The 25,938-nt window shown below is 63.4% G+C and carries 23 protein-coding genes and 1 tRNA gene; 18 read left to right on the top strand and 6 right to left on the bottom strand.

Features of this window, described 5'->3' with window-relative positions; translation table 11 throughout:
• Nucleotides 1–41: 41 nt before the first annotated feature.
• From gpM to DOM54_RS15945, 3 genes are read right to left on the bottom strand one after another with little or no spacing between them, the layout of a single operon-like run.
• Nucleotides 42–752: a phage terminase small subunit gene (gpM, locus tag DOM54_RS15955; RefSeq protein WP_110717290.1), complete on the bottom strand. Its 711-nt coding sequence runs from the start codon at nt 750–752 to the stop codon at nt 42–44.
• The gene (locus DOM54_RS15950) at nt 749–1,822 is read right to left on the bottom strand and encodes a phage major capsid protein, P2 family (RefSeq protein ID WP_110717289.1); all 1,074 of its coding nucleotides are present in this window, start codon (nt 1,820–1,822) and stop codon (nt 749–751) included. Before DOM54_RS15950 ends, gpM begins: the two co-directional genes overlap by 4 nt.
• A gap of 13 nt (nt 1,823–1,835) precedes the next feature.
• Entirely contained in the window at nt 1,836–2,654 is an 819-nt protein-coding gene (locus DOM54_RS15945) for a GPO family capsid scaffolding protein (RefSeq protein ID WP_110717288.1), read from the bottom strand.
• A gap of 160 nt (nt 2,655–2,814) precedes the next feature.
• Here DOM54_RS15945 and DOM54_RS15940 point away from each other — a divergent pair, with 160 nt between their 5' ends.
• The 3 genes from DOM54_RS15940 to DOM54_RS15930 all read left to right on the top strand — a co-directional run bounded on the left by DOM54_RS15940 (nt 2,815) and on the right by DOM54_RS15930 (nt 6,048).
• The gene (locus DOM54_RS15940) at nt 2,815–4,593 is read left to right on the top strand and encodes a terminase large subunit domain-containing protein (RefSeq protein ID WP_110717287.1); all 1,779 of its coding nucleotides are present in this window, start codon (nt 2,815–2,817) and stop codon (nt 4,591–4,593) included.
• Nucleotides 4,590–5,699, top strand: coding sequence for a phage portal protein (locus DOM54_RS15935; RefSeq protein WP_110717286.1), 1,110 nt, complete (start codon nt 4,590–4,592; stop codon nt 5,697–5,699). Before DOM54_RS15940 ends, DOM54_RS15935 begins: the two co-directional genes overlap by 4 nt.
• Before the next feature lie 94 nt (nt 5,700–5,793).
• The gene (locus DOM54_RS15930) at nt 5,794–6,048 is read left to right on the top strand and encodes a hypothetical protein (protein WP_162619899.1); all 255 of its coding nucleotides are present in this window, start codon (nt 5,794–5,796) and stop codon (nt 6,046–6,048) included.
• A gap of 417 nt (nt 6,049–6,465) precedes the next feature.
• Here DOM54_RS15930 and DOM54_RS15925 read toward each other — a convergent pair.
• Nucleotides 6,466–6,542 (bottom strand) — tRNA-Pro (locus tag DOM54_RS15925).
• Nucleotides 6,543–6,634: 92 nt separating this feature from the next.
• A complete protein-coding gene (gene ispB / locus DOM54_RS15920; protein WP_110717284.1) occupies nt 6,635–7,609 on the bottom strand; it encodes an octaprenyl diphosphate synthase in 975 nt (324 codons plus the stop codon).
• A 333-nt stretch (nt 7,610–7,942) separates the two neighbouring features.
• Between ispB and rplU the strand changes: the two genes are divergently transcribed.
• The 14 genes from rplU to DOM54_RS15850 all read left to right on the top strand — a co-directional run bounded on the left by rplU (nt 7,943) and on the right by DOM54_RS15850 (nt 21,603).
• Nucleotides 7,943–8,254: a 50S ribosomal protein L21 gene (gene rplU, locus DOM54_RS15915; RefSeq protein ID WP_071230753.1), complete on the top strand. Its 312-nt coding sequence runs from the start codon at nt 7,943–7,945 to the stop codon at nt 8,252–8,254.
• 32 nt (nt 8,255–8,286) lie between these two features.
• Complete coding sequence (gene rpmA / locus DOM54_RS15910) at nt 8,287–8,544, top strand: 50S ribosomal protein L27 (protein ID WP_110717283.1); 258 nt, start codon at nt 8,287–8,289, stop codon at nt 8,542–8,544.
• A 108-nt stretch (nt 8,545–8,652) separates the two neighbouring features.
• The gene (obgE, locus tag DOM54_RS15905; RefSeq protein ID WP_110717282.1) at nt 8,653–9,849 is read left to right on the top strand and encodes a GTPase ObgE; all 1,197 of its coding nucleotides are present in this window, start codon (nt 8,653–8,655) and stop codon (nt 9,847–9,849) included.
• Between the two features lie 38 nt (nt 9,850–9,887).
• On the top strand, nt 9,888–11,024 hold the full coding sequence (gene proB, locus DOM54_RS15900; protein WP_110717281.1) for a glutamate 5-kinase: 1,137 nt from the start codon (nt 9,888–9,890) through the stop codon (nt 11,022–11,024).
• Nucleotides 11,025–11,263: 239 nt separating this feature from the next.
• A complete protein-coding gene (gene rpsT / locus DOM54_RS15895; RefSeq protein ID WP_110603393.1) occupies nt 11,264–11,530 on the top strand; it encodes a 30S ribosomal protein S20 in 267 nt (88 codons plus the stop codon).
• Nucleotides 11,531–11,766: 236 nt separating this feature from the next.
• On the top strand, nt 11,767–13,332 hold the full coding sequence (gene murJ / locus DOM54_RS15890) for a murein biosynthesis integral membrane protein MurJ (protein ID WP_110717380.1): 1,566 nt from the start codon (nt 11,767–11,769) through the stop codon (nt 13,330–13,332).
• Between the two features lie 76 nt (nt 13,333–13,408).
• Nucleotides 13,409–14,545 carry a bifunctional riboflavin kinase/FAD synthetase gene (ribF, locus tag DOM54_RS15885; RefSeq protein WP_110717280.1) on the top strand — a complete coding sequence of 379 codons (1,137 nt, stop codon included), beginning with the start codon at nt 13,409–13,411 and terminating at the stop codon, nt 14,543–14,545.
• Nucleotides 14,546–14,677: 132 nt separating this feature from the next.
• A complete protein-coding gene (ileS, locus tag DOM54_RS15880) occupies nt 14,678–17,551 on the top strand; it encodes an isoleucine--tRNA ligase (RefSeq protein ID WP_110717279.1) in 2,874 nt (957 codons plus the stop codon).
• Between the two features lie 28 nt (nt 17,552–17,579).
• A complete protein-coding gene (lspA, locus tag DOM54_RS15875; RefSeq protein WP_110717278.1) occupies nt 17,580–18,140 on the top strand; it encodes a signal peptidase II in 561 nt (186 codons plus the stop codon).
• On the top strand, nt 18,137–18,604 hold the full coding sequence (gene fkpB, locus DOM54_RS15870; RefSeq protein WP_110717277.1) for an FKBP-type peptidyl-prolyl cis-trans isomerase: 468 nt from the start codon (nt 18,137–18,139) through the stop codon (nt 18,602–18,604). The genes lspA and fkpB overlap by 4 nt, the downstream gene beginning before the upstream one ends.
• Before the next feature lie 50 nt (nt 18,605–18,654).
• Nucleotides 18,655–19,611 (top strand): 4-hydroxy-3-methylbut-2-enyl diphosphate reductase, encoded by a 957-nt coding sequence (gene ispH, locus DOM54_RS15865; RefSeq protein ID WP_110717276.1) that lies wholly within the window; start codon nt 18,655–18,657, stop codon nt 19,609–19,611.
• 131 nt (nt 19,612–19,742) lie between these two features.
• Nucleotides 19,743–20,291: a type IV pilus modification PilV family protein gene (locus tag DOM54_RS15860; RefSeq protein ID WP_162619898.1), complete on the top strand. Its 549-nt coding sequence runs from the start codon at nt 19,743–19,745 to the stop codon at nt 20,289–20,291.
• Nucleotides 20,288–21,067 carry a PilW family protein gene (locus tag DOM54_RS15855; protein WP_162619897.1) on the top strand — a complete coding sequence of 260 codons (780 nt, stop codon included), beginning with the start codon at nt 20,288–20,290 and terminating at the stop codon, nt 21,065–21,067. Before DOM54_RS15860 ends, DOM54_RS15855 begins: the two co-directional genes overlap by 4 nt.
• Nucleotides 21,067–21,603 (top strand): pilus assembly PilX family protein, encoded by a 537-nt coding sequence (locus DOM54_RS15850; protein WP_110717273.1) that lies wholly within the window; start codon nt 21,067–21,069, stop codon nt 21,601–21,603. The genes DOM54_RS15855 and DOM54_RS15850 overlap by 1 nt, the downstream gene beginning before the upstream one ends.
• 100 nt (nt 21,604–21,703) lie before the next feature.
• Here DOM54_RS15850 and DOM54_RS20095 read toward each other — a convergent pair whose 3' ends face one another.
• Nucleotides 21,704–22,231: a hypothetical protein gene (locus DOM54_RS20095; protein WP_162619896.1), complete on the bottom strand. Its 528-nt coding sequence runs from the start codon at nt 22,229–22,231 to the stop codon at nt 21,704–21,706.
• Between the two features lie 27 nt (nt 22,232–22,258).
• Between DOM54_RS20095 and DOM54_RS15845 the strand changes: the two genes are divergently transcribed.
• Complete coding sequence (locus DOM54_RS15845) at nt 22,259–25,936, top strand: pilus assembly protein (RefSeq protein WP_162619895.1); 3,678 nt, start codon at nt 22,259–22,261, stop codon at nt 25,934–25,936.
• Nucleotides 25,937–25,938 lie beyond the last annotated feature (2 nt).

Genomic DNA, 25,938 nt, shown 5'->3' with positions numbered 1-25,938 from the left:
CCCGATGCCTCCCGGGGTCGGCGTGCGACTCGGTCGCAGTGTCAGCCGCTGGGCTGATCGCTGGCGTTCTTTTTGACCTGGCGTTCGAGCTGCTCGATGTCGCGTTTCACGCCGGCGCGGTCGTTCAGCTCGAGCGCGCGCTTGAGCTGCTCGATGGCCGCGCTCGGACAGTCGGCGTCGCGCAGGGCATAGCCATACGCCTTGTGAAACTTGGCCGAGATCTGGTCGTGCATATCGGCGCCGTCGAGCATTTCGCGGGCGCGGACCATGAGCGACGCGAGCTGCGTTCCGAGTGCCTGACGCTCGGCCGGATCGGCGTCGTCGCCGAGCTTGCCGAGCTGGGCGAGCACTTCCTCGGCGAGCTGCTCGGCGACGATGCTCTCGAGATCGCGCTCGAATCGATCCGGCATGTCGAGCTTGTGCTCGAGGGCATAGCCGGCGATGTCCAGCGCGCCGGCGAGGTCGCCGATATCGAAGCGCCAGACCAGGACGGTGGTCAGCACCTCATCCTGGGCACCGTTGCCGCTCTCGAGCACGCCTTCGATGTAGGGATCGAACTGCGGCACCAGCTCGCGCTTTCGGGCGATCTTCCCTTCGGTCGACTTGATCTGTTTGAGTGCGCGGCGAGCATCGTAGAGCGTGGCCATCATCAGCTCGTACTGCGGGCCGTTTTGGGGCTGGCCGGGGGTAGCGCCCCCGGCCGCTTTCGCGGCCGTGACGCGCTGGAAGTGTTGACGGGCTGGGGTGGTCATTGCTTGCCTCCGTCACCGCGCAGCGCTGCCGGCGACATTTCGATGTTCTCGACCAGACAGCCGGCGCCGAAGTCTTCCACCACGTAGGCTTCGTTGCTGGATTCGTAGTTCTCGATCCGGTTGCGCTTGGGGTTCTCTGTGACGTAGCGGCGGCGAGCGCCGTTCTGCCAGTAGATCGAGAGGTTATCCAGCGTGGTGACCATGAGCGCGTTGTCGGGGAAGAACGGGACATCCAACCCACGAAGCCCACCGATACGCTTCTGACTGATGACGAGATCGGCCGCCAGTTGCTCGGAGGGCGCGAGCTGGTTCAGCAGCGGGAAATATTTGTCGTCCATCAGGTTGCGGCCCAGGATGACGACCAGGCCCGGGTTACGCCGATACCAGGGCTGGATGAAGCTGCTGATGGCGTCGTACACCAGCACGTCGAGCGTGGCGTAATCGCCAACCATGCCATTGATTTTGCCGTCCTCGCCCTTCGTCGGGGTCGGATCGATGACGACATTGCCGCCTGCCTTGCCTTTTGCCATCACTCGCTCGGGGGCCTGATCGCGGTAGTGCTGCAACCAGCCGATGTTGACGTCCTGGAGCAGCGGGTTGGCGACGGGGTCGCTTTGCACCGCTGCGCGCGTGCCGTTGAAACCGATGGTGATTCGGTCCAGTGCCTGCTGACGAACGATGGTGTCGCGAATCATGGCCTGGAAGTTGGGGAACTTCGCCCAGGCGTCGATTTTGTTGTAGCCGAGGTGAGTGTCGAACTCGGTAATGCGGCACTCGTAGCTCTGAGTATCCAGTGAGCTGAGATCGCGGGTGTCGCGCTCCTGCTTGCTGACGTCGGTGCGCGCAGCAATGGGGCCGGAAACCCCCAGCGCGAGCTTTTCGCCCTTGAGTTCATCGACGCCGATAATGTTGATCCGGCGTAGGAAGTCGCTCGACTCCTGGATGCGTTTTTCCAGGCGCTGCTGGACGCTGGGTTCGACTGCGAATTTCTGCGTGGCATCCGGCACGCCGTTCAGCTTCGCCACTTGTGCGGCGAACTGGTTAAACAGGATGCGGCTATCGTTGCGCATGGGGTAGTGGTCCTTAGCAGTCGGTCATTTCGGTGTCGCCGTTGCCGCCGAGGGCGAACGAGCGAGACGGCTGGTCGGGTGTGTTGTCGAGGGTGGTGTAGAGCTCGTCGAGCCTGGCGCTCGTCTTCCGGTGGGCGTCTTTCAGCTCGGCGAACGCCTCGGCGGTGGGGCGTTTGGCGAGCTCGTCCTCGAGCGCGGCGTGCTTCTGGACGAACAAGCCGAGCGTCTGCTCGAGATCAGTGCGGAACACGGCGAATCCCTTGTCGGTCTTCGCGTCGTGACGCTTGAACAGCGCCTTCACGCTGTCGAGCAGCGACGGACCGGTGTCGGCCGGCGGCTCGATGGTCTCCGCGAGCTCCAGCTCGAGGGCAGCGGAGAAGAAGTTCTCGGGACGAGTCTTCTTGCCCGTTAGCGGAGAGTCTTTACCGGCGCCGGCGCTGAACTGCAGCATCTCCGTACCCAGCGATGCCGGCGTATCGGTGACGGCCAGGCCGACAAGATACGGCTCGCCGGTGTCGGCGAAATCCGGGTCCACCTCCATCGAGGAGTAGACCTTCTGGCGCGCCTTGATCATCGACTTGAGTTCGTCGGTGGGATCGATCTCGGCAAACAACTGCAGCTTGCCCTCGCCGTTCTTCTCGGCTTTCAGCGCCGTGACATCGCCATAGGCCTTGAAGGGGCTATCCGGCAACACCCCCTTGATGTGCTCGAGGTTGATCCGGCAGCCGTAGGTCTTCGGATCGAAGTTCGCGGCCATCTTCTCCAGCCAGTCGGCGGGGATCTTGCGGCCATCCATCGTGGCGCCTTCGGTGGCGATAACGTGCCAGGGCATGTGATTTCCTCAGCGGGTGAGCGGAGCGGTGTCGCTGTCTGTGCAAAGTGCTGTCAGGTTCCGCGCCGACTCTCATTCGCTCAACTGGCCCGCGTTGTAGATTCGCGATCTACAACGCGCGCGCCGTTTGGGACTCCGAGTGCGCGGGTACGCTGGCCGCATGACGACGACAGCCCCCGACACACTCGACTCCCCACGACTCACGGCCCGCCATCTTTACTGGCAGGGCTGGCGCGTCGCGCGCATCGCTGAATACCTCGAAATGAAAGCGGCCACGGTCCATAGCTGGAAAGACCGCGACGGCTGGGAAGAGGCGACCCCGACACAACGCGTCGAAGGCGCACTCGAAGCGCGTCTCGTCCAGCTGATCGGCAAGGAGCGGAAGGGGAACGGGGATTACAAAGAGATCGACGCCCTCGGTCGGCAGATCGAGCGCCTGGCGCGGGTTCACAAGTACGCGGAGACGGGGAAGGAGGGCGACTTAAACCCGAAGATCGAACGGCGCAACGCGGGCGAGAAGCGTAGGCCGAAGCGGAACGCGCTGACGGAGGAGCAGTTCGAGGCGCTCGAGGCGGCATTCTTCGAGTCGCTGTTCGACTACCAGCTCACCTGGCACGCGGCCGGCCAGAAGCACCGGATCCGCAACATCCTGAAGAGCCGCCAGATCGGCGCGACGTTCTACTTCGCCCGCGAGGCCATCGTCGATGCGTTCAAAACGGGGAAGAACAAGATCTTCCTCTCGGCCAGTAAGGCTCAGGCGCACATCTTCAAGAACTACATCATCCAGTTCGTCAAAGAGGTCTGCGACGTCGAGCTGAAGGGCGATCCGATCATTCTCGACAACGGGGCCGAGCTCCATTTTCTCGGCACGAATTCGAAAACCGCCCAGGGCTATCACGGCGACGTCTATCTCGATGAATACTTCTGGATCCACGGCTTCGAGCAGTTCCGCAAGGTTGCGTCGGCCATGGCCACGCACAAGCAGTGGCGGCAGACGTACTTCTCGACGCCGTCATCGATCGCGCACGAGGCTTACACCTTCTGGACCGGCGAGCGGGTCAACAAGCGCCGCAAGAAAGCCGACCGCGTCGATATCGACGTAAGCCACGCCGCGCTCGCCGCTGGCGCGCTGTGTGGGGATCGCCAGTGGAAACAGATCGTGACGGTGCACGACGCCGAGGCCGGCGGGTGCGATCTGTTCGATGTCGAGGATCTGCAGTTCGAGTACAGCTTGGATGAGTTCGCCAACCTGTTCGAGTGCGAGTTCGTCGACGACAGTCAGAGTGCGTTCCCTCTGGGAACGATGCAGGGCTGCATGGTCGACGCCTGGGAGGCCTGGGAAAACGACTACCGGCCATTTGCTCCCAAGCCGGTCGGCGACCGGGGTGTGTGGATCGGCTACGACCCAACCGGTCGCAATGAGGACGGCGACGGTGCGGGGTTGGTCGTCGTGCTGCCCGCGCGCTCGGCGGGGGAGAAGCATCGCATCCTCGAGCGCCATCGGCTCAAGGGGCAGGACTACGAGGACCAGGCGGCGTTCATCCGGACGTTCGCCGATCGCTACGAGATCGATCACATCGGTATCGATACCACCGGGATCGGCGCGGCCGTGGCCGAGCACGTCGAGAACTGGTTTCCCACCGTCACCCGCTACCACTACACCGCCGAGCTCAAGACCTCGATGGTACTGCAGGCCCAGCAGATCATCCGCAAGGACCGGCTCGAGTTCGATGCCGGCTGGGTCGATCTCGCCCAATCGTTCATGGCGATCAAGAAGCAGCTCACGGCTAGCGGCCGCCAATTCACCTACGTATCGGGGCGCAATGCGCAGACCGGCCACGCGGATCTCGCGTGGGCAACGATGCACGCCCTCCACTTCGAACCCATCGACGGCCCGGCCGGCGAGACCAGCGAATCCATCATGGAGATGTACGAATGACCCCGACCGCCAAGCCGCGCATGCGCGTTCCCGCGATACTTTCCAACGCGTCCGAAACCACGCGAGAGGCCTACGCGCCCGAAACCGCTAGCGATGCCAAGTCCCAGCAGTCAGCGGGCGTTGAGGCGTTCTCGTTCGGCGATGCCGAGCCGGTGACCAGTCTGCGCGATGTGTTCTATGAGGGCGTCTACCTGTCGCCGAACGAGTGGTACGAGCCGCCGGTGCCGTTCGAGGTGCTGGCGAAGAGCTACCGAGCGACGGCGCATCATGGGTCGGCGCTTCAGGTGAAGCGAAACATCCTCCTGCGCACCTTCATCCCGCACCCGCTGCTCAACCGCCAGACGTTCAGCGCGCTGGCGCTCGATTACCTCGTATTCGGTAACTGCTACCTGGAAGAGATCCGCGGCCGCCTGGGGCGACTGCTCGACCTGCAGCGCCGGCCGGCCAAGTACATGCGGCGCGGGGCGCAGACCGATCGCTATTTCTGGGTGCCGGACTGGGTCAACAAGACCGAGCTACCTGCTGGCCGAACGATCCACCTGCTCGAGCCCGACATCGACCAGGAGGTCTACGGGCTGCCCGATTACCTTGGCTCGCTCCAGTCGGCCTGGCTCAACGAGAGTGCGACGCTGTTCCGTCGGCGCTACTACCTCAACGGCTCCCACGCCGGGTTCATCATGTACGTGAGCGATCCCGCCCACGACAAGAAAGACATCGATGCCATGCGCACCGCGCTCAAGGAGTCGAAGGGGGTCGGCAACTTCAAGAACCTGTTCATGTACTCGCCGCACGGCAAGAAGGACGGGGTGCAGATCATCCCGGTATCCGAGGTCGCGGCGAAGGACGAGTTCTGGCACATCAAGAACATCACACGCGACGACCAGCTCGCCGGCCACCGGATCCCGCCGCAGCTTATGGGCATCATCCCCAACAACACGGGCGGGTTCGGTGACTCGGAGAAGGCGGCTCGCGTCTACGTGGCCAACGAACTCGAGCCGCTGCAGCAGATCATGCTCGAGATCAACGAGCGAGTAGGGGAGGAGGTAGTGAGGTTCCGGCCTTATGAGCTGAGTGAGAAACAGGTGGAGGAGAAGCCTCATGTCTAGTCAGTGTCGTTAAAGGCCCCTGCGCCTGCGGCCGATGAAATGACGGAATACCGCTGAGGAGAAAGGGATGGGGGCCGGAATACTACTTTTTGTCATGGCTTCTGACGCTGTGATCATGGGCCTGTACGGGGAGAACGCCATTAATAGCCGGCTCTATGATGAGTACTCGCCTCAGGGTTACTACATCGTCAAGTACGACGGCCATCAAGAATCCGGCAACGGCATCCATTGCCCGACGGGGGACGATGGTCTCTACTTCGGGCCGCAAGGTGAGGAGCGTTCCAGCGAGAGAGCTTTCTACATGGCCTGTCCCAGGCTCGACGGTATCTACGCTCAGCTAAAGCGCTAGCTTCCTTTCGCAGGCTCGCAAGCATCACGGTCGCTCACTCGGGCGGCCGTTTTGCGTTGTGAGGTCGCAAGATGTTCCCGCCCGATTCAGCTCGGTCAGCACCGCAGCCGCGCGATCAGCACCCCGCCCCGCCCGCGCGCTAAATGGGTCGAAAATTACGCACCTCTGCAGCAGGGCGGAAGCCGCGCCAGCACTGGGCGCGCTGAGGGTTATAAGGGCGCGATTTTTTATGCGGATTTCTGCGTTTCTGGGTGGTTTATGCACAGGCGGTTTTGTAGCGGGCTTGGGTTAGCCCCTGCCGCAGTTGAAGCACTGAACACGGCCGGTGCTACTGGAACCTATTTGGAACCTAGACGAGCGCGCAAAGAAAAACCGCCACGAAGGGATTTCCTAAGTGGCGGTTTTTACGGTGTTTTGTGGTCGGAATAGCAGGATTCGAACCTACGACCTCTGCCTCCCGAAGGCAGCGCTCTACCAAGCTGAGCTATATTCCGATCAAATCGTCGATTCGTGCCGCCTGGGGCTGTTCGACGGAGGTGAATTATACTCATCAAAGGGCGCGGTGCAACCCTGATCGTGCTGCCTTTTAGACGTCCCGCTCGACGGCCACCCGCGTCAGCGTTTCCATGCTGTCGCGATAAGGGCTCGGCGGCAGGTTCTCAAGCTGTGCCCGGGCCTTCTCGGCCATCTCCTCGGCGCGACGCTGGGTATAGTCGAGAGCGCCGGTTTCGCGCACGATCGCCAGCACGTCCGCCAGTTGCTCCAGGCCGCCGTCGGTGATCGCCTGGCGGATCAGCGCCGACTGCTCCGGCGTCCCCTCGCGCATGGCATGAATCAGCGGCAGCGTCGGTTTGCCCTCGGCAAGATCGTCGCCCACGTTCTTGCCCATGGTGTCGGCGTCCCCCTGGTAGTCGAGCAGGTCGTCGATCAGTTGGAACGCGAGCCCCAGATAACGGCCGTAGAGCTTGAGCGCTTGCTCCTGCTCGGCATTGGCGTTGGCGAGGATGGCGCCGCTGTGGGAAGCCGCCTCGAACAGCATCGCTGTCTTGCCCTGGATGGTATCGAAGTAATTCGACTCTTCGATGTCGGCATTGCCGATGTTGGTCAGTTGCTGGACTTCGCCCTCGGCGATCACGCAGGTGGCTCCGGAGAGTACCTGCATGATCCGCATCGACCCGACCTCGACCATCATCTGGAACGAGCGCGAGTAGAGGAAGTCGCCGACCAGCACCGAGGGTGCATTGCCCCAGGTATCATTGGCGGTGGCCTTGCCGCGGCGGCGGCTGGATTCGTCGACGACGTCGTCGTGCAGCAGCGTGGAGGTGTGCATGAACTCGATCAGGGTCGCCAGCGTGACATGCTTGTCGCCAGGATAGTCGAGCGCGCGCGCCGCCAGGAGCACCAGTAACGGACGCAGCCGCTTGCCGCCACTCTCGATGATGTACTGGCCGATGGTCTCGACCAGCGGTATCCGCGATGCCAACTGAGCGAGGATCGTGCGATTGACGGCGGCGAAGTCCTCAGCCACCGATGCATGGATGGATGCAGCGTTGGATTGCATGGTCGGCTTGTCAGTGAATCGGGTGGGGCCGCTCTGAGTCGGGCCGAGAGAGGCGATGTGAGGGGGTATGCTAGGTGGCGCCTACAGGTGCGTCAACCGACGGACGCAAGGCGACGGGCCCGTTTCGCGCCCTCGTCGGCATCGACGGGTATTGGCGATGCAAGGACTTGCCTGGTTTCGCGCCAATCGTTATAATCCGCCGCCCAACTCATCATGCTCCCTGTCAGATGGTTGCCGGAAGGGGCACCACTCGACGCAGGTCGATGAAAGAGCGATTCGTACCGATGAGCTTGGCCGACGAGCTTCGGCTCCAAAAGCCCTGGAGAAAGAGTTATGTACGCTGTTATCAAGAGCGGCGGTAAGCAATACCGCGTGCAGGAAGGTCAGACACTGAAGCTCGAGAAGCTGGAAGTGCCGACCGGCGAGACCCTGGAGTTCGATCAGGTCCTGCTGGTCGCCGATGGTGACGACATCAAGGTCGGCGCACCGTTGGTCGGCGGCGCCAAGGTGTCCGCTGAAATCGTTTCTCACGGCCGCGGCGACAAGGTGCAGATCATCAAGTTCCGCCGTCGTAAGCATCACATGAAGCGTCAGGGCCACCGCCAGTGGTTCACTGAAGTCAAGATCACCGGAATCTCCGCGTAAGCGGGACATTCCCCCAGAGAGAGGTATTCGCCATGGCTCACAAGAAGGCCGCCGGTAGTACGCGCAACGGTCGCGATTCCGAATCCAAACGCCTGGGTGTCAAGCTGTACGGTGGACAGAAGGCTACGGCCGGCAACATTATCGTCCGTCAGCGCGGCACCAAGTTCCATCCGGGCAGCGGTGTGGGTATCGGCAAGGACCACACCCTGTTCGCACTGAATGACGGCGTCATCAAGTTCGAACAGAAAGGCCCAAAAAACCGCAAGTTCGTGAGTGTAGTCTCCGCCTGAGACATCACGGACCTTGTGTGAAAAGCCCCGCTCAGGCGGGGCTTTTTCGTTGTTGCGGCAATATCATGCGGTATCCAAGCGCGCGGCGCTCGCCGCCGGGAGAGTGACATGCAGTTCGTCGATGAAACCTCGATCACCGTCGAAGCTGGCAGGGGCGGCAACGGCTGTCTCAGCTTCCGGCGCGAAAAGTACGTGCCCAAGGGTGGCCCCGATGGCGGCGACGGCGGTCATGGCGGCAATGTCTACCTGATCGGCGACGAGTCGCTGAACACGCTGATCGACTTCAAGTTCCAGCGCTTCTACAAGGCCCAGAGCGGCCAGCAGGGGCAGGGGCGCCAGATGAGCGGCAAGGCCGGCGACGATCTGCACGTCAAGGTTCCGGTAGGCACCACGGTGATCGACGAGGACACCCTCGAGGTAATTGCCGACGTGACCGCCGAGGGTCAGGTCGTGCTGGTGGCTCAGGGTGGCCGCCGAGGGCTTGGCAACATCCATTTCAAGTCCTCGACCAACCGCTCGCCGCGCCGGACCACGCCGGGCACCGATGGCGAGCGGCGCAAGCTGCGCCTGGAGATGAAGGTGATGGCCGACGTAGGGTTGCTGGGGCTGCCCAACGCCGGCAAGTCCACGTTGATCCGGGCGGTCTCCGCAGCCAAGCCGAAGGTGGCCAACTACCCCTTCACCACGCTGGTGCCCAATCTGGGGGTGGTCAAGCTCGGCACGCACGAGCACTTCGTGATGGCAGACGTGCCCGGGCTGATCGAAGGGGCCTCGGATGGCGCCGGGCTCGGGCTGCGCTTTCTCAAGCACCTCACCCGCACGCGACTGCTGCTGCATGTGGTCGATGCCGCGCCGTTCGACGAGTCCGATCCGGTTGCCGCGGTCGAGGCGATCGCCCGGGAGCTGTCGCAGTTCTCGCCGACGCTGGCCGAGCTGCCGCGCTGGCTGGTGATCAACAAGCTCGACCTGCTGCCGGCGGAGGATCGTGAGGCGCGGGTAGGGGATATCGTCTCGCGGCTCGACTGGCAGGGGCCGGTGTTCCGGATTTCGGCGATCTCCAGCGAAGGCACGGACGAACTGGTGCAGTCGGCGCACCGCTGGCTCACCGAGCAGCGACAGCTGGAGAACGATGACGAAGAGGCCGCGGAGCGCGAGCGCGAGATGCGCCGGCGCATGGAGGCCGAGTCGGTGGAGCGGGTGGAAGCGCACCAGACCCGTTTGCGCGTCAAGCGTGGCGAAGTCGTCGAGGAGTTCGACGACGATGACGACGACGACCATGACGTCGAGGTGGAATATACGCGTTGAGCCAACCGTGGGTCGGAGCATGTCGGACGGAGGTTGAAATGGCGGCGGATGAACGCATGGGGCGCGGTGTCCTCGAGGGCGCGCGGCGGGTCGTGGTCAAGATCGGCAGCGCCTTGCTGACCAACGATGGGCGCGGGCTCGACGACGCGGCCATTGGCGGCTGGGTCGACCAGATGGCAGAGCTGCATCGGCGCGGTGTCGAGGTGGTGCTGGTCTCCTCCGGCTCCATCGCTGAGGGCATGGTGCGGCTGGGGTGGCACGCGCGACCGACGGCCGTGCACGAACTGCAGGCTGCCGCCGCCGTCGGACAGAGCGGGCTGTCCCAGTGCTACGAAACGCATTTCGCCCGCCACGATCTACGCAGTGCCCAGGTGTTGCTGACCCACGACGATCTTTCGAACCGCAAGCGCTACCTCAACGCACGCTCGGCGCTACGCACCCTGGTGCAGCTCGGTGTGATCCCGGTGATCAACGAGAACGATACCGTGGTGACCGACGAGATCCGCTTCGGCGACAACGATACCCTGGGGGCTCTGGTGGCTAATCTGCTCGAGGCCGATGCGCTGCTGATCCTGACCGACCAGGAAGGCCTGTTCGATGCCGACCCGCGCCATCACGCCGATGCCCGACTGATCGACGAAGCTCGGGCGGACGATCCTGGCCTCGATGCGGTCGCTGGTGGCGGTGGTGTGCTGGGCCGAGGCGGCATGGCGACCAAGTTGCGGGCGGCCCGGCTGGCGGCCCGTTCCGGTGCGGTCACCGCGATCGCCAGCGGGCGCCAGGCGGCGGTGCTGAACCGGCTGCTCGAGGGCGAGTCGCTGGGGACGCTGCTGTATCCGGATCACGCGCCGCTGGCGGCTCGCAAACGCTGGCTTGCCGGACAGCTGCAGGTGCGCGGTACGCTGACCCTGGATGCCGGCGCGGTCAAGGTGCTGCGTGGCCAGGGGTCGAGCCTGTTGCCGGTGGGGGTCAAGCAGGTAGAGGGCAGCTTTCGACGTGGCGACATGGTGGTGTGTGTCGACGAGCGAGGCGTGCGCGTAGCCAAGGGCTTGGTCAACTACTCGAGCGCCGACGCTGCTCGGCTCGTTGGGCAGCCCAGTCAGCGCATCGCCGAAATCCTGGGCTACATGGAGGCGCCGGAGCTGATCCATCGAGACAATCTGGTGGTGATCTGAAATGATCCGGATGCAACAGTTGCTGCTGGATACCCCATGGGTCCTGTGATAGAATCCCGCATCCTCTCAGACATGGCCCGTTAAGACTGCCTGAAACGCAGTCGAAAATGGCCCCAAGCGTTGCTCGGGTGTCATTGAACATTCGGCCGAATCATTCAGGGTTGCCTGAAGCGGTTTCGAGGCTGTCCTGGGTGATTTAACTTACAGAATTGACTGTCAACATCTCCAAGGAGTCGACGGTGGCGAACACCAAGCAGGCGCGTAAGCGCGCACGTCAGGCGGAAGACCGCCGCAAGCTCAACGCAAGTCAGCGTTCCATGGTTCGTACCTATATCAAGCGTGTGATCAAGGCTATCCAGTCTGGCGATCAGGCGCAGGCGAACACCGAGTTCAAGGCCGCTCAGCCGGTCATCGATCGCATCGCCGACAAGGACGCCATGTCCAAGAAGAAGGCCGCGCGCATCAAGAGTCGCCTGAACAAGCGAATTAAGGCGCTGGCTGCCTGAGCCGGACGCGCTTGACGAAAAACCGGCTTCGGCCGGTTTTTTTGTGGCTGCCTTTCGTGGCACGGGCATCTAGGTCACGGTATCGAAGCCAGGGTCTCGGGAGCACCGGATCGAGATCGCCATGGGAGCAGCGAAGCGGGCGATGAGGGATTTCCTGAAGTGAGCGACGGCGCGGCATGAGCGAACAGCACGGACCTGCGGACGGTACGACGGACAAGGCGACGGTGGCCGACGCGATGGAAGCGGGAACCGCGACCCCGGTATCCCGCCGCGGGCTGCTGCGCTCCGGCCTCGTCGTCAGCACGATGACGCTGCTGTCGCGTGTGCTCGGGCTGGCGAGAGATGTGGTGATCGCCGCATTGCTGGGTGCCGGTAGCGGGGCGGACGCGTTTTTCGTGGCGTTCAAGATTCCCAACTTCATGCGCCGCCTGTTCGCCGAAGGGGCGTTCAACCAGGCGTTCGTACCGGTGCTCTCGGAGTACGCCACCCAGCGCACTCGGGCCGAGGTTCGAGAGCTGCTCGATGCGGTCTCCGGCAGCCTCAGCGTGGTGCTGGCGCTGATCACGGCGCTGGCCATCGCTGCCGCGCCATGGCTGGTATGGCTCTTTGCGCCCGGTTTCAAGGCGGACCCCGGCAAGCTGGCACTGACCGCCGACATGCTACGGCTGACCTTTCCCTATCTGCTGCTGATCTCGTTGACGGCCTTTGCTGGCAGCGTGCTCAACACCTGGGAGCGCTTCGCGATACCCGCCTTCACGCCGGTGCTGCTCAATGTCTGCATGATCGGCGCGGCGGTCTGGCTGACCCCCTGGATGGACGACCCGGCCATGGGCCTGGCCTGGGGGGTGTTGATCGCCGGCGCTGCTCAATTGCTGTTCCAGCTCCCGTTCCTGGCCCGGCTGGGGCTGATGCCGCGCCCGCGGCTGGGCTTTCGCCATCCCGGGGTCCGGCGCATTCTGCGGTTGATGACCCCGGCGCTGTTCGGCGTTTCCGTCTCGCAGATCAACCTGCTGCTGGATACGGTACTGGCATCGTTCCTGGTCTCCGGCAGCGTCTCCTGGCTCTACTACTCCGATCGGCTGGTGGAGCTGCCGCTGGGGGTATTCGGGATCGCCATCGCCACGGTGATCCTGCCGGCGCTCTCCAAGCGCCATGCCGACGAGTCCCGGGAACATTTCGCGCGCATGCTGGACTGGGCATTGCGGATGGTGCTGCTGATCGGGCTGCCGGCTGCGCTGGCGCTGATACTGCTGGCAGAACCGTTGCTGGTCAGCCTGTTCCACTACGGCGCGATGACCGATTACGACGTGGTCATGGCCGCGCGCAGCCTGCGGGCCTATGCACTGGGGCTGCTGGCGTTCATGCTGATCAAGGTGCTGGCGCCGGGCTATTTTGCGCGCCAGGACACCAAGACGCCGGTCAAGATCGGCATCGTGGCGATGTTCGCCAACATGGTCATGAACCTGGCGCTCATCGTGCCGTTGGCACACGCCGGGCTGGCACTGGCCACGGCACTGTCGGCGTTTCTCAATGCCGGGCTGCTGGGATTGGGGCTGCGCCGTCAGGGCGTGTTGAGTTTCCAGCCCGGCTGGGGGCGCTACGCCATCCAGGTCGTCGGCGGCTGTCTGCTGATGGGGGCCGCGCTATGGTGGTTGTCGCCGGAGTGGCACACCTGGGCGACCTGGAGCGCGCTGCATCGCGCCGTCATGCTGACGGCATTGGTGATCGGCGGCTCGGTCATCTATTTTGGCTGGCTGGCGCTCAGCGGCATCCGTCTGAGAGACTTCCGCCTGCACGGCTGATAGGGGAAGGGCCCTTGTTTATACTGACACTTTTCAAGGCAGCGACGCGGTTCGTGTCGAAACGGGAACAGACCCCATGGAACTGATCCGAGGCCTGCACAACTTGCCCCCCAGAAGCCCTGATCCGCAGGGCCAGATGGCGCGTGGCTGCGTGGCGACCATCGGCAACTTCGATGGCGTGCATCTTGGACATCAGGCCATTCTCGAGCAGTTGCAGACGCTGTCCCGGTCGCAGGCGTTGCCGGTCACGGTGGTGATCTTCGAGCCGCAGCCGCGCGAGTACTTCGCCGGCGACCAGGCGCCGCCGCGACTGACCCGGTTGCGCGACAAGGTGGCGTTGCTCAAGGCCCACGGTGCCGACCGGATCCTGTGTCTGCCGTTCAACGATGCCTTGCGCAGCCTCACTGCCCGGCAGTTCATCGAGCGAGTGTTGATCGACGGCCTGCAGGTGAAGCATCTGGTGGTGGGCGACGATTTCCGTTTCGGCTGCGACCGAGCCGGCGATTTCACGCTACTGCAGGCTGTCGGGCGCGAACGCGGCTTTGCCGTCGAGCACACCCGAACCTTCACCCTTGACGACGAGCGCGTCTCGAGCACCCGCGTGCGCACGCTGCTGGCCAGCGGCAATTTCTTCCAGGCCGCGCGGATGCTGGGCCGACCTTACGGCTACCAGGGGCGGGTCGTCCGCGACCGTCAGTTGGGTCGCACGATCGGCGTGCCCACCGCCAACATCCCGCTGACCCGGCGGCCCATGGCGCTGCGCGGCGTGTTCGCCTGCGCGACCCGACTGGCCGACGGGGAGTGGGTCGCGGGCGCCGCCAATATCGGCTGGCGTCCCACCGTAGGTGCCGATCAGCCGATGCTGGAGGTGCACCTGCTGGATCGCGAGCTCGACCTGTATGGCGAGACGCTCACCGTCGTTCCCTGCGCCCGATTGCGCGGCGAAGTCAAGTTCGACCAATTCGATGCCCTGGTCGCGCAGATCCATCGCGATCTCGACAACACTCGCCGCTATTTTGCGCGACCGGAACGACAGTCGGACTCGTTGGCTCCCGAACCGGGGCCGGCAGAGATCGAGGCCGCAGCCGGCGGACTCTGCGCCGCCTCGTTGCCCCAGGCACGGTTTCCGCTCGCCTCGGCACCGTTGCCACCCGAACCGTCGAATCCCGGCGGGGCCGCGCACGCGGCGCCCACCGGCTCGGACGGCGACTGACTACAGCTTGAGCGTCACGAATACCGCTCCGGGCCTCGCGGATAGCGTCCCGAGCGGCACGAATATAGCCTCGAGCACCACGATATCAATCTCGAGCGCCACGACATCATCCCTGAGCGGACCGAAAAAGCCATGAGCGACTACAAGCACACGCTGAATCTGCCCTCGACCGACTTTCCCATGCGCGGCAATCTGCCGGCGCGGGAGCCGGGCCGAATCGCGCAGTGGAACGACATGAACCTCTACGCTAGGCTGCGTGAGGCGCGTCGGGGGCGCGAGCGCTTCGTGCTCCACGACGGTCCTCCCTACGCCAACGGCAGCATTCACATCGGTCATGCGGTCAACAAGCTGCTCAAGGACTTCATCGTCAGGTCGAAGAGCCTGGCCGGCTTCGACGCTCCCTATGTACCCGGCTGGGACTGCCACGGCCTGCCCATCGAGCACAAGGTCGAGACCACCCGCGGCAAGCACCTGCCGGCGGACGAGGCCCGGGCGCTGTGCCGCGAGTACGCGGCCGCCCAGGTCGAGGTTCAGAAGGAGGGCTTCGTGCGCCTCGGCGTCCAGGGCGACTGGGACAATCCCTACCTGACCATGAATTTCGCCAACGAGGCGGGCGAGATCCGCGCCCTGGCCGAGATGGTCAAGGGTGGCTACGTGTTCAAGGGGCTCAAGCCGGTCAACTGGTGCTTCGATTGCGGCTCGGCGCTGGCCGAAGCCGAGGTCGAGTACCAGGACAAGCAGTCCGATGCGATCGATGTCGCTTTTCCGGCGGTCGACGATGCCGGGCTGGCGGCGGCGTTCGGACTGGGTTCGCTGGCCAAGCCGGCGGCGGCGGTGATCTGGACCACCACGCCGTGGACGATTCCCGCCAACCAGGCGATGAACGTGCATCCCGAATTCGTCTACGCCCTGGTCGATACCGGCGAGCGGCTGCTGCTGCTGGCCGAGGAGCTGGTCGAATCGAGCCTGGAACGCTTCGGCCTGACCGGCGAGATCATCGCCACCGCTCCGGGCGAACGTCTCGAGCGCATTGCGTTCCGGCATCCGCTGGCGGCACTGGAGAGCGGCTACGACCGGCTCTCACCGATCTATCTGGCCGACTACGTCGAGCTGGGCGCCGGTACCGGCATCGTTCACTCGGCACCGGCCTACGGCGAGGATGACTTCCACTCCTGCCGCCGCTACGGCATGAGCTTCGACGAGATCCTCAACCCGGTGCAGAGCAACGGCGTCTACGCCGAGACATTGCCGCTGTTCGGCGGCCAGATGATCTGGAAGGCGAATCCGCAGATCGTCGCCAAGCTGGAAGAAGCCGGCGCGCTGATGGCCCACGACAGGATCACCCACAGCTACATGCACTGCTGGCGCCACAAGACGCCTGTCATCTACCGGGCCACGGCCCAATGGTTCGTGGGCATGGATCTCGAGGGTGCCGATGGCCGCACGTTGCGCGACAAGGCACTGGCGGGTGTGGACGCCACCGGTTTCATCCCCGGCTGGGGCCAGGCGCGGCTGCACGCGATGATTGCCAACCGCCCCGACTGGTGCATCTCGCGGCAGCGCAACTGGGGGGTGCCGATCCCGTTCTTTATCGACAAGGCGAGCGGCGAGCTGCATCCGCGCACCGTCGAACTGATGGAAACCGTTGCCGAACATGTCGAGCGCGACGGTATCGAGGCCTGGTTCAAGCTCGACCCGCACGAGTTGCTGGGCGACGAGGCGGATCAGTACGATAAGGTAACCGATACCCTCGACGTCTGGTTCGACTCCGGCACCACCCACTGGCACGTGCTGCGCGGCTCCCACGCGCTCGGCCACGAGCAAGGACCCCGCGCCGACCTCTACCTCGAGGGCTCGGACCAGCATCGCGGCTGGTTCCATTCGTCGCTGCTGACCGGTTGCGCCATCGATGGTCATCCGCCGTACAAGGCGCTGCTGACCCACGGCTTCACCGTCGACGAGAAGGGCCGCAAGATGTCCAAGTCGCTGGGCAACGTGGTCGCGCCGCAGCAGGTAATGGACAAGTTGGGTGCCGACATCCTGCGGTTGTGGGTCGCTTCTACCGACTACTCCGGCGAGATGGCGGTGTCCGACGAGATCCTCAAGCGCACCGCCGATGTCTATCGCCGGATCCGCAACACCTCGCGCTTTCTGCTTGGCAACCTGACCGGGTTCGATCCCGCCACCGACGCCGTCGCCTTCGACGACATGCTGGCGCTGGATCGCTGGGCGGTGGGTCGCGCGGCCGAACTGCAGGCACGCATTCAGCAGGCCTATGGCGACTACCGGTTCCGTGACGTCTATCAGCAGGTTCACGACTTCTGCGCCCGCGACATGGGCGGGTTCTATCTGGACATCATCAAGGATCGCCAGTACACCACCCAGCCCGACTCGCTGGCGCGGCGCAGCTGCCAGACGGCGCTCTATCACATCGTCGAGGCGCTGGCGCGCTGGATCGCGCCGATCCTCTCGTTCACCGCTGAGGAGATCTACGAGAACATCCCGGGGGCGCGTGGCGAGAGCGTGCATCTCGAGACCTATTACCAAGGGCTTGCCACGTTGCCGGAAGACTTGGCGAACCTGCCGCCCGAACAGGCGGCGATGGACCGCGAATTCTGGGAGCGGGTGATTCAGGTCAAGCAGGCGGTCAACAAGCAGCTCGAAGCGGCGCGCAACGAGGGCGTGATCAAGGGTGCACTGGACAGTGAGGTGACGCTCTACGTCGACGACACATTGCATGCGCTGCTGTCGCGTTTCGAGGACGAACTGCGTTTCGTGCTGATTACCTCCGAGGCCACGCTGAAGCCGCTGACGGCAGCGGGCGATGCCAAGTCCACCGAGATGGAGGGTCTCAAGGTCGCGGTGCGCATGAGTCCGTACGAGAAGGACGAGCGCAGTTGGGAGCGGCGGCCGGATGTCGGCGCCAATCCCGAGCATCCGACGCTGTCGGCGCGCTCCATCGCCAACCTGCCGGACGGCCCGGGAGAGGTACGCCGCTTTGCCTGATTCCGCTTCCCGCCCCGTCACCGATCGGATGCATCGCCCACTGCGCTGGCTGTGGCTATCGCTGGTGGTCATCGTGCTTGATCTGAGCATCAAGGCGCTGGCTTCGGCGCATCTCGATTACGGTCGGCCACTGGAAGTGCTGCCGATCTTCAACCTGACGCTGCTGCACAACACCGGCGCCGCCTTCAGCTTCCTGGCCGAACACGCGGGCTGGCAGCGATGGCTGTTCGCGCTGATCGCGATCGGTGCCAGCGTAGGGCTGACGGTGTGGCTCTCGCGGCTCAAGCGTGGCGAGACGCTGACCGCGATCTCGCTGACCCTGGTGATCGGCGGCGCCATCGGTAATCTCTACGATCGCCTGGTGCATGGCTACGTGGTCGACTATCTGTCGTTTCACTGGGGCGGCTGGTACTACCCAGCGTTCAACCTGGCCGACACGGCGATCACGCTGGGTGCGGTCGGCCTGATCCTGCAGTCGCTGCTCGATTCGCGTCGACCGAAGGCCTCTCGCGCCAGCGGCGATGACAAACCGGCCTCGACGGATAAATCTTCGGCTGACAAATCTTCTTCGACAGGAGGTGACTCATGAGCGAGAACGGCCATCCGCACGATCACGACTACCGCGTCGGCGAGGGCATGGAAGTCACGCTCCATTTCACGGTGAAACTCGAGGACGGCGAAGTGGTGGACTCGACCCGGGACAAGCAGCCGGCGACGTTCCAGCTCGGCGACGGCAATCTGCCGCCGGGCTTCGAGGCGCCACTCAAGGGCATGGCGGCAAACGACACCGGTGCCTTCGAGATCTCCCCCGAGCACGCCTTTGGCCAGCACAACCCGCAGAACGTGCAGCGCCTCTCCCGTGACGCTTTCGAGGAGGCCGTGGAACCCGGTACGGTGATGTCGTTCGCCGATGCCGCCGGTGGCGAACTGCCCGGTGTGATTGCCAGCGTCGACGAACGCCATGTCGAAGTCGACTTCAATCATCCGCTGGCAGGGCGTACCCTGACCTTCGAGGTGGAAATTCTGGACGTGAAGCCCGTCACGACTCACTGAGCCCGGTTCGGTTTTCACCACGACACCCGAGCGTGTCAAGCGAGGTCATTATGCAAATCAAGCTGGCCAATCCCCGCGGTTTCTGCGCCGGCGTCGATCGTGCCATCGACATCGTCAATCGCGCGCTCGATGTCTTCGGGCCGCCCATCTACGTGCGCCACGAGGTGGTCCACAATCGCTTCGTGGTGGATTCGTTGCGTGAGCGGGGCGCGATCTTCGTCGAGGAACTCCACGAAATCCCCGACGACGTCATCGTGATCTTCTCGGCCCACGGCGTTTCGCGAGCCGTGCAACAGGAGGCCGAGCGTCGCGGTCTCAAGATCTTCGATGCCACCTGCCCGCTGGTGACCAAGGTGCACATGGAAGTGCTGCGCTACGCCAAGCGCGGCCAGGAGTGCATCCTGATCGGCCACGCCGGCCATCCGGAGGTCGAAGGTACCATGGGGCGCTACGATGAGAGTCATGGCGGTGCGATCTATCTCGTCGAGGACGAGGAAGACGTCGCCAGGCTGCCGGTGCGCGATCCCTCGCGGCTGGCGTTCGTCACTCAGACCACGTTGTCGATGGATGATACCGCCAGAGTGATCGATGCCCTGCGCGAGCACTTCCCCGAGATCCAGGGGCCGCGCAAGGATGATATCTGCTACGCCACCCAGAATCGCCAGGACGCGGTCCGCGAGCTGGCCGCCGACTCGGATCTGGTGCTGGTGGTGGGCAGCGTCAACAGCTCCAACTCCAACCGGTTGCGCGAGCTGTCCGAGCGCGTCGGCACACCGGCCTATCTGATCGATGATGCCGAACAGATCGATCCCGCCTGGCTCGCGGGAGTCGGTACCATCGGCATCACCGCCGGTGCCAGCGCGCCGGAAGTCCTGGTTGCGGGGGTCATCGACAAGCTCAGGGCGCATGGCGCCAGTGTGCCGGAGGAACTCTCAGGCCGCGCCGAAACGATCACCTTTTCCATGCCGCGGGAACTCCGCGAGCGGGTGATCGCCAGCGAGGCGTGATCCGCGCTAAATCTTCTTAGCTTCAGGCCGATATAGGGTAAACAAATGTAACCATGTGCAGAGTAGCACGGGTTGCCAAACCCTTGTCGGCCATCTTTTCTGGTGGTCACGCAATCGCTGCGGAGTCTCGCGTGTCCGCCAACCTACCCCCCTTTCCCCGTGTCGAGCCGCACTCGATCTCGCTGCGATCGCCCGTTCGCCTCGGTGGACGCGAGCGTGGGGTCACGCTGATCGAATCCTTGATTGCGCTGCTCGTACTGAGCATCGCCCTGCTTGGCGTGGGCGCGTTGCAGCTCATGACCCAGCGGGACGAGGTCGAGGCGCGTTGGCGTTCGGCAGCCGTCGCCATGAGCGGCAACCTGATCGAGCAGTTGCGAACGGACCGGGTGGCATCGGAGGGGGTAGGAATCACCAATGGCGCCCCGGTTGGCTGCTCGGGGCCCAACCAGTGGTTATGTGACCTGATCGCTGTCTGGTTGTCTTCACTGGGCGATCAGCTTCCCCATGCCACAGCGCAGTTGAGCATCCTGAAGCTGGACGACGACCTGTTGAAAGCCGATCTCGCCATTGTCTGGCGCCGCCTGCCCGACGGCGAGGCCCAGGTGACGTGCCGCCCGCAGGATGCCGGCTTCTCGGTGGCGGCCGACGGCGGTTGCCTGCGCCTGGAGACGATACTGTGAGCCGCGTCCTGGCATCTCCCCCGGCCCGCCAGCGTGGCATCAGTCTGGTCGAATTGATGGTCGCGATGCTGATCGGTCTGATGTTGGTACTCATGGTGACCAGCTACACCATGTCCAGTCGCAGAAGCTATCAGAGTTCCGTGGCCAACCAGGATGTTCAGGATGCTCGTCGGTTCGCGCTGAGCGTGATTCAGCAGCAGATATGGCTGTCCGGCTACAGCGATCGCTGGGAGGATCTGAGCCTGCTGTTCCCCAGTTACACGCCGGCGGAAGATGAGCAGATACCCGCCTTTGCCGCCGGCCAGCTGGTCGCCGCCGATACGGATGACGAAATATGGGTCCGTTATCGGGCTGCCGAGCTGAGCGGCCAGCCGCTGACCCACTGCGACGGTACGCCTTTTCCGGCTGCCGACGGCAACGACGCTGATTCGGTTGCCGTCGCGGGCCTTTATCTCGATGGCCACACGTTGCGCTGTCTGGTCTCGCTCTCTGGCGGTGAAATGCATCATTCGCTGCCTCTGCTCAACGATGTGGAGGCGATGCGTTGGGAGTATCTCGATGACTCCAATACGTTCCAGTCGCGGGAGCACGCCAACTGGACCTCGGTCAGGGCGGTCAGGCTGGCGCTGATTCTTGCGTCGGCGGAGTCGACCGGCGAGCGTTATGTTCAGAGTTTCCCCTGGGGAGAAGGGACCGTCAGTTTCGAAGACGGCCACGCGCGCACGCGCCTGGAAACCACCATCGCCCTTCGCAATCTTCCGGAGACCGCCCAGTGATGCCTGGTGATCAACGTGGCGCCGCTCTGTTGGTGACGCTCGTGATGGTGGCGTTGGTGTCGATGCTGGCACTTGCAGTCAGCGACTCGACGCGTGTCCAGCAACAGCTTTCGGCGAACGAGGCGGCACGCCAGATGGCGTTCCAGGCCGCGGAGGCAGGACTGCGCTCCGCCGAGGTTGCCATCGAGGATAGCGGGGACCTGGGACTGTTCTGCAATGCGGGAGGGGAGCGCTACAACATCACGACGCTGGATGGCCTCGATGATGACGCTCACTGGCGCTCGCTGGAGAGTACAGGCGCCGTCGCCAACTTTACGCTCTACAGCAGCGATAGCGGCGGTTTCGTGCCCGCACCCCGCTACATGATCGGCTGTATCGCGCCGTCGTTGGTGGACGGCTATCAGGAGGTCGATCCGGCAGTCAAGGGGCAGGCGGAAGAGGATCCAGAGCAGCGTTACTTCTTCCGTGTGTTCAGCATCGGGTTCGGCCCGGGCGGTCGAGCCGTTCAGCGCCTGGAGGCTCGCTATGTCTATTAAGGGCTGGGTGCTGGGTGGCCTGCTGCTGACAGCCGCGAACCAAGGATGGGCGGCAGACGATGTGCCGCATTACCCGCCGTTGAGCGCCCAGGCCGATACCTCACCACGCAGCATGCTGGTGCTTTCCAACGACCACAACTGGTATTCGAAAGCCTACACCGATTGGTCCGACCTCGATGGCGATGGGGCGATCGATTCCACCTACCGCCCCGACATCGAATACTACGGCTATTTCGATAGTCGTGGCTGCTATGACTACGACGCTCATCTTGACGGTGGTGCGTTCAGACGAATCGGTCACGCTGGAAACGGAAACGGAAACGGAAACGGAAACGGAAACGGAAACGGAAAGCCAGGCGATGATGAATTCAGTTGCAGCGGGAATAAATCCTGGAGTGGGAATCTGCTCAACTGGGCGACAATGACGCGGATCGATATCATTCGAAAGGCGCTGTATGGCGGCAAGAGATACCGGGACAGTGCTACAGAAACGACGGTGCTGGAGCGCGCGTTTCTGCCCATGGACTCCCATAGCTTCAGTAAAATCATTGCCGACCCGAACATCATCAACAAGAACACGCCTTTCAACGGCGCCAGTGCCGTCACGTTCTGTAATACGACATATCATCCACGGGAAAACATATACTCCGGCAATGTGAACGACCCACCGCTGATTCGCGTTGCCACCGGCAACGAGAGCGGCAGCAAGGTAGGCTGGCCCAAATGGGCGAGTACCGAACAGTGGCAGTGCCCATGGCGAGGTGAGCGCCAGAATTGGGGAGATTTTCCCTACAGGACATCCCAAGGATCTGAGGAGTATCGCGCCAGGGTCGAGGTCTGCGCCGCGGCTGGCGACGGTGAGAACTGTACCGCATATCCGGACTCTGCCTACCCGAAGCCCACCGGGTTGCTGCATGACTACGCCAACGACATCGAGTTCGGTCTGTTTACGGGATCTTACGAAAACAACAAGCAAGGCGGCGTGTTAAGAGCCAATTTCAGCGGTTTCGGGAGCGAGCTCAGCGCTGCCACCGGCGTTTTCGAGAATGACAACAGCGGCATCGTCAGCAACCTCGATGCGCTGAAAATAGCGAAATACAGCTATCAGGACAGCAACTACAACTCAAGTTCAGGCGACAATTGTCCCTGGGGAAGAGGCTCTTTCAACAATGGCAGTTGCTCCAACTGGGGGAACCCGTTTGGCGAGATCACCCTCGAGGCGCTGCGCTACATAGGCGGAGAAGCATCGGCAACGGAGAGGTTCTCCGTCGGAACCGGTCGTGTCGAGACCAGCTACATCCCGGGACTGACATCACCTGCCTGGGACAACGACCTTTCCGGAAAGTGGTGTGCCGCGCACTCGTTACTGCTGGTCAATGCCAGCGAAATCTCCTTCGACAACGACGATCTGGGGGCTCCCGGTTCGTCACCGATTTCCGCCGGCCAGATTCGCACCCAGACCAATGCCGTCGGCGCGGCCGAGGGTACTTCCGGGGACTACTTCGTCGGCCAGACCTCCGCCAGCGCCGGCACGGACAGTGACAAGTTCTGCACGGCCAAGACACTCTCCGGGCTCAGCGATGCGAAAGGACTCTGTCCCAACGCCCCGGGCCTGGAAGGCGGCTACAGCGTGGCAGGCCTGGCGCGCTTCGCCCACAACGATACCGTCATCCGCGGCCCCGAGGGGAACGATGGCCAGCCGATCGATACCTATGCCGTGCAACTTGCGTCCAACGTGCCGCTCGTATCGATACCTATCGGCGCCGGCAAGTCCGTTTCCCTGATCCCCGCCTGTTCCAACACCACGGCGGGAGGCAAGTGCGCGATCGTCAACTTCTTCGTCGAATCGCAGGCGCCCGACGGTTCGAGCGGTAGCTTTTTGATCGACTGGGAAGATTCGGAGTTCGGCGGAGACTACGATTTCGATGCAGAAGTACGCCTGAGCTATAGGCTCTCGAACGAGCGTCTCTCGATCACCACCAGCGTGACCCGCGCCGCGGCATCCCACAAGCTCGGCCTCGGCTATATTCTCAGCGGCACCAGCGGGCGCTACGGTACTGGCGAGAGTGCCGACCGGATCGTGGTCCAGCAGAGCGACGGCTTCAACGTCCACACCGGAATCAATAACTACACCAACAGCTATCCCGGATCGCTCTGTCCGTCGAACGCGCCATGTAACGGCAGCCCGGCGACGACTGCCACCTACCGGGTCGCTGGCAACACGGGACATGAGCTCGAGACGCCCCTCTACTACGCGGCCAAGTACGGCAACGACAGTCGCCGCGAAGACGGATCCCCCGGTGCCTACTTCGAGGTCAACCGGGTCGGTGAGCTGGCGGACACGTTGCGTGAACTACTGGACCAGGTGCTGGAAAACACCAACCGCACAGGAGCTGGTGTCACCGTTGGCCACGACGGTGACGTCGAGGACTATGTCTTTCAGACGCTCTACAACAATCAATACAGCTGGTCAGGCGATCTCCAGGCAGTGAAGCTCGGGAAGGACGGCGTCACCAGCAGTGTGTGGAGCGCCCGCAACCAGCTACCCCTGCCAGGCAATCGCCAGATCATTACCCATGATCCCGACACGGGGGCGGGGATCCCCTTCACGACGACTGCATTCGAGGGCGCCGGCGTCGACATGACCCAGCGGCTGCAGAATGTGGTCGGGTACATCCGCGGCGATACCGAAAACGAGCAGCGCAACGGGGGCGGTCTGCGTGACCGGCTCTGGTTGAACGGCCGCGAAAGCGCCAGGCTGGGCGATTTCATTGGCTCGCGGCCGTATCTCGTCGGCGTGCCCAATACCTACTACGTGCCGGATGAGGGCGACACGAGCTATGCCGAATTCCGGACTGCTCAACGCACGCGGGCCCAGATGCTCTACGTGGGTGGCAATGACGGCATGCTCCACGGCTTCGATGCGGCCACCGGGGTTGAGCGCGTTGCGTATGTGCCCGGGCTCGTGCTCGAGCAGTTGCCCGAGCTTGCCGATCCCGATTACCGGCATCGCTATTATGTCGACGGTAGTCCGACGGTGCTGGATGCCCGCCATGGCGAGGCGGGCACCGGTGCCTGGTTTTCGCTGCTGACGAGCGGCCTGGGGTCGGGCGGCAAGGGGCTGTTCGCCCTCGACGTGACCGATCCGGCTCGCTTCAGCGAGTCGAATGCCAGCGCGCTCGCACTCTGGGAATATGACCCCGCCGATGACGCTGCCGTGTTCGGGGAGGATGACCAGCAACTTGGTTACATCTACAACCAACCCAGTATTGTGCGGATGGAGAATGGGCGATTCGCCGTGGTGGTCGGCAATGGCTATGCCAGTGAGGCTGGCAAGGCCAGTCTCTACATTCTTTTCGTCGATGGTGGCGCTGGGGGCAACTGGTCGAGTTCGGATGTCATGCGATTGACTCCGAGCGCCGCCGACAACAGCGGCGACAATGGCATGATGACCGTCTCCCTGTTGGACCGCGATGAAGATGGTCGCGTCGATCTGGCCTACGGCGCGGACCTGCAGGGGAATATCTGGCGCTTCGACCTCTCCTCCACCGACCCGGCTGGCTGGGAAGGTCACATCCATCAGCTTTTCAGCGGCATCAGAGCGGGTGAGCGTCAGGTCATCACCTCGACACTGGAGGTCGGTAGACATCCGGATGGCGGGCTGATGGTGCTGTTCGGCACTGGCGGCGAGGAGAATTACGGTTTGCCCACCACTCAGGATCGCCGGACCTCCGACAGCTTCTATGCGGTTAGGGACTTCGTGGATGGCGTTGCCCGAAGCGACACGCTGACACGTGCCGATCTGGCCGGGCGCGCTTTTCACCAGACGACGCTCGACGATCAGGATGGTTCTTCCACCATGGTGCGATATCTCGATGACGTCGACACCAGCCGCTACCCGGAAAACGGCTGGTATCTCGATCTTGCGGGCACCGAGAGGGTCGTCGATGGCCCGTCGCTACGCGGCAACCGGATTCTGTTCTCATCGTTGATCCCGGGCTATGGCGTTTGCGGCGCCGAGGACGCCGGCTACCTCTATGAATTGAATGCCTGGTACGGCTCGGCCTTTCCGACGCCGGTGCTGGATGTCAACGGTGACGGCAAGGTCGACGACCAGGATAGTTACTATCCATCGTCGGATGACACCACCCGCTATGTGCCGGTCGCTATCGCGACCGATGGCGCGATCTTTACCCCGAAAGTGATGCTCGACGATGACGGTGGCCAGGAAACCAAGGTGAGCGCGGGCACCAATGGCGCACTGACGAAGATTGCCGAGGCCCCGCTCAACAGCATGCAACTCGGCCGAGTGACCTGGCGTAGACTGGAGTGACG

The sequence above is a fragment of the Salinicola acroporae genome (assembly GCF_003206615.1).
In the GTDB taxonomy this organism is placed as follows: Bacteria; Pseudomonadota; Gammaproteobacteria; order Pseudomonadales; family Halomonadaceae; genus Salinicola; species Salinicola acroporae.
This window is presented reverse-complemented; position numbering and strand designations above follow the sequence as displayed.

What these genes read in the sequence shown, in the direction of transcription:
- gpM (WP_110717290.1), bottom strand. Translation starts at nt 752, where the DNA reads ATGACCACCCCAGCCCGTCAACACTTCCAGCGCGTCACGGCCGCGAAA.
- DOM54_RS15950 (WP_110717289.1), bottom strand. Translation starts at nt 1,822, where the DNA reads ATGCGCAACGATAGCCGCATCCTGTTTAACCAGTTCGCCGCACAAGTG.
- DOM54_RS15945 (WP_110717288.1), bottom strand. Translation starts at nt 2,654, where the DNA reads ATGCCCTGGCACGTTATCGCCACCGAAGGCGCCACGATGGATGGCCGC.
- DOM54_RS15940 (WP_110717287.1), top strand. Translation starts at nt 2,815, where the DNA reads ATGACGACGACAGCCCCCGACACACTCGACTCCCCACGACTCACGGCC.
- DOM54_RS15935 (WP_110717286.1), top strand. Translation starts at nt 4,590, where the DNA reads ATGACCCCGACCGCCAAGCCGCGCATGCGCGTTCCCGCGATACTTTCC.
- DOM54_RS15930 (WP_162619899.1), top strand. Translation starts at nt 5,794, where the DNA reads ATGGCTTCTGACGCTGTGATCATGGGCCTGTACGGGGAGAACGCCATT.
- ispB (WP_110717284.1), bottom strand. Translation starts at nt 7,609, where the DNA reads ATGCAATCCAACGCTGCATCCATCCATGCATCGGTGGCTGAGGACTTC.
- rplU (WP_071230753.1), top strand. Translation starts at nt 7,943, where the DNA reads ATGTACGCTGTTATCAAGAGCGGCGGTAAGCAATACCGCGTGCAGGAA.
- rpmA (WP_110717283.1), top strand. Translation starts at nt 8,287, where the DNA reads ATGGCTCACAAGAAGGCCGCCGGTAGTACGCGCAACGGTCGCGATTCC.
- obgE (WP_110717282.1), top strand. Translation starts at nt 8,653, where the DNA reads ATGCAGTTCGTCGATGAAACCTCGATCACCGTCGAAGCTGGCAGGGGC.
- proB (WP_110717281.1), top strand. Translation starts at nt 9,888, where the DNA reads ATGGCGGCGGATGAACGCATGGGGCGCGGTGTCCTCGAGGGCGCGCGG.
- murJ (WP_110717380.1), top strand. Translation starts at nt 11,767, where the DNA reads ATGGAAGCGGGAACCGCGACCCCGGTATCCCGCCGCGGGCTGCTGCGC.
- ribF (WP_110717280.1), top strand. Translation starts at nt 13,409, where the DNA reads ATGGAACTGATCCGAGGCCTGCACAACTTGCCCCCCAGAAGCCCTGAT.
- ileS (WP_110717279.1), top strand. Translation starts at nt 14,678, where the DNA reads ATGAGCGACTACAAGCACACGCTGAATCTGCCCTCGACCGACTTTCCC.
- lspA (WP_110717278.1), top strand. Translation starts at nt 17,580, where the DNA reads ATGCATCGCCCACTGCGCTGGCTGTGGCTATCGCTGGTGGTCATCGTG.
- fkpB (WP_110717277.1), top strand. Translation starts at nt 18,137, where the DNA reads ATGAGCGAGAACGGCCATCCGCACGATCACGACTACCGCGTCGGCGAG.
- ispH (WP_110717276.1), top strand. Translation starts at nt 18,655, where the DNA reads ATGCAAATCAAGCTGGCCAATCCCCGCGGTTTCTGCGCCGGCGTCGAT.
- DOM54_RS15850 (WP_110717273.1), top strand. Translation starts at nt 21,067, where the DNA reads ATGCCTGGTGATCAACGTGGCGCCGCTCTGTTGGTGACGCTCGTGATG.
- DOM54_RS20095 (WP_162619896.1), bottom strand. Translation starts at nt 22,231, where the DNA reads ATGATATGTCGTATTACAGAACGTGACGGCACTGGCGCCGTTGAAAGG.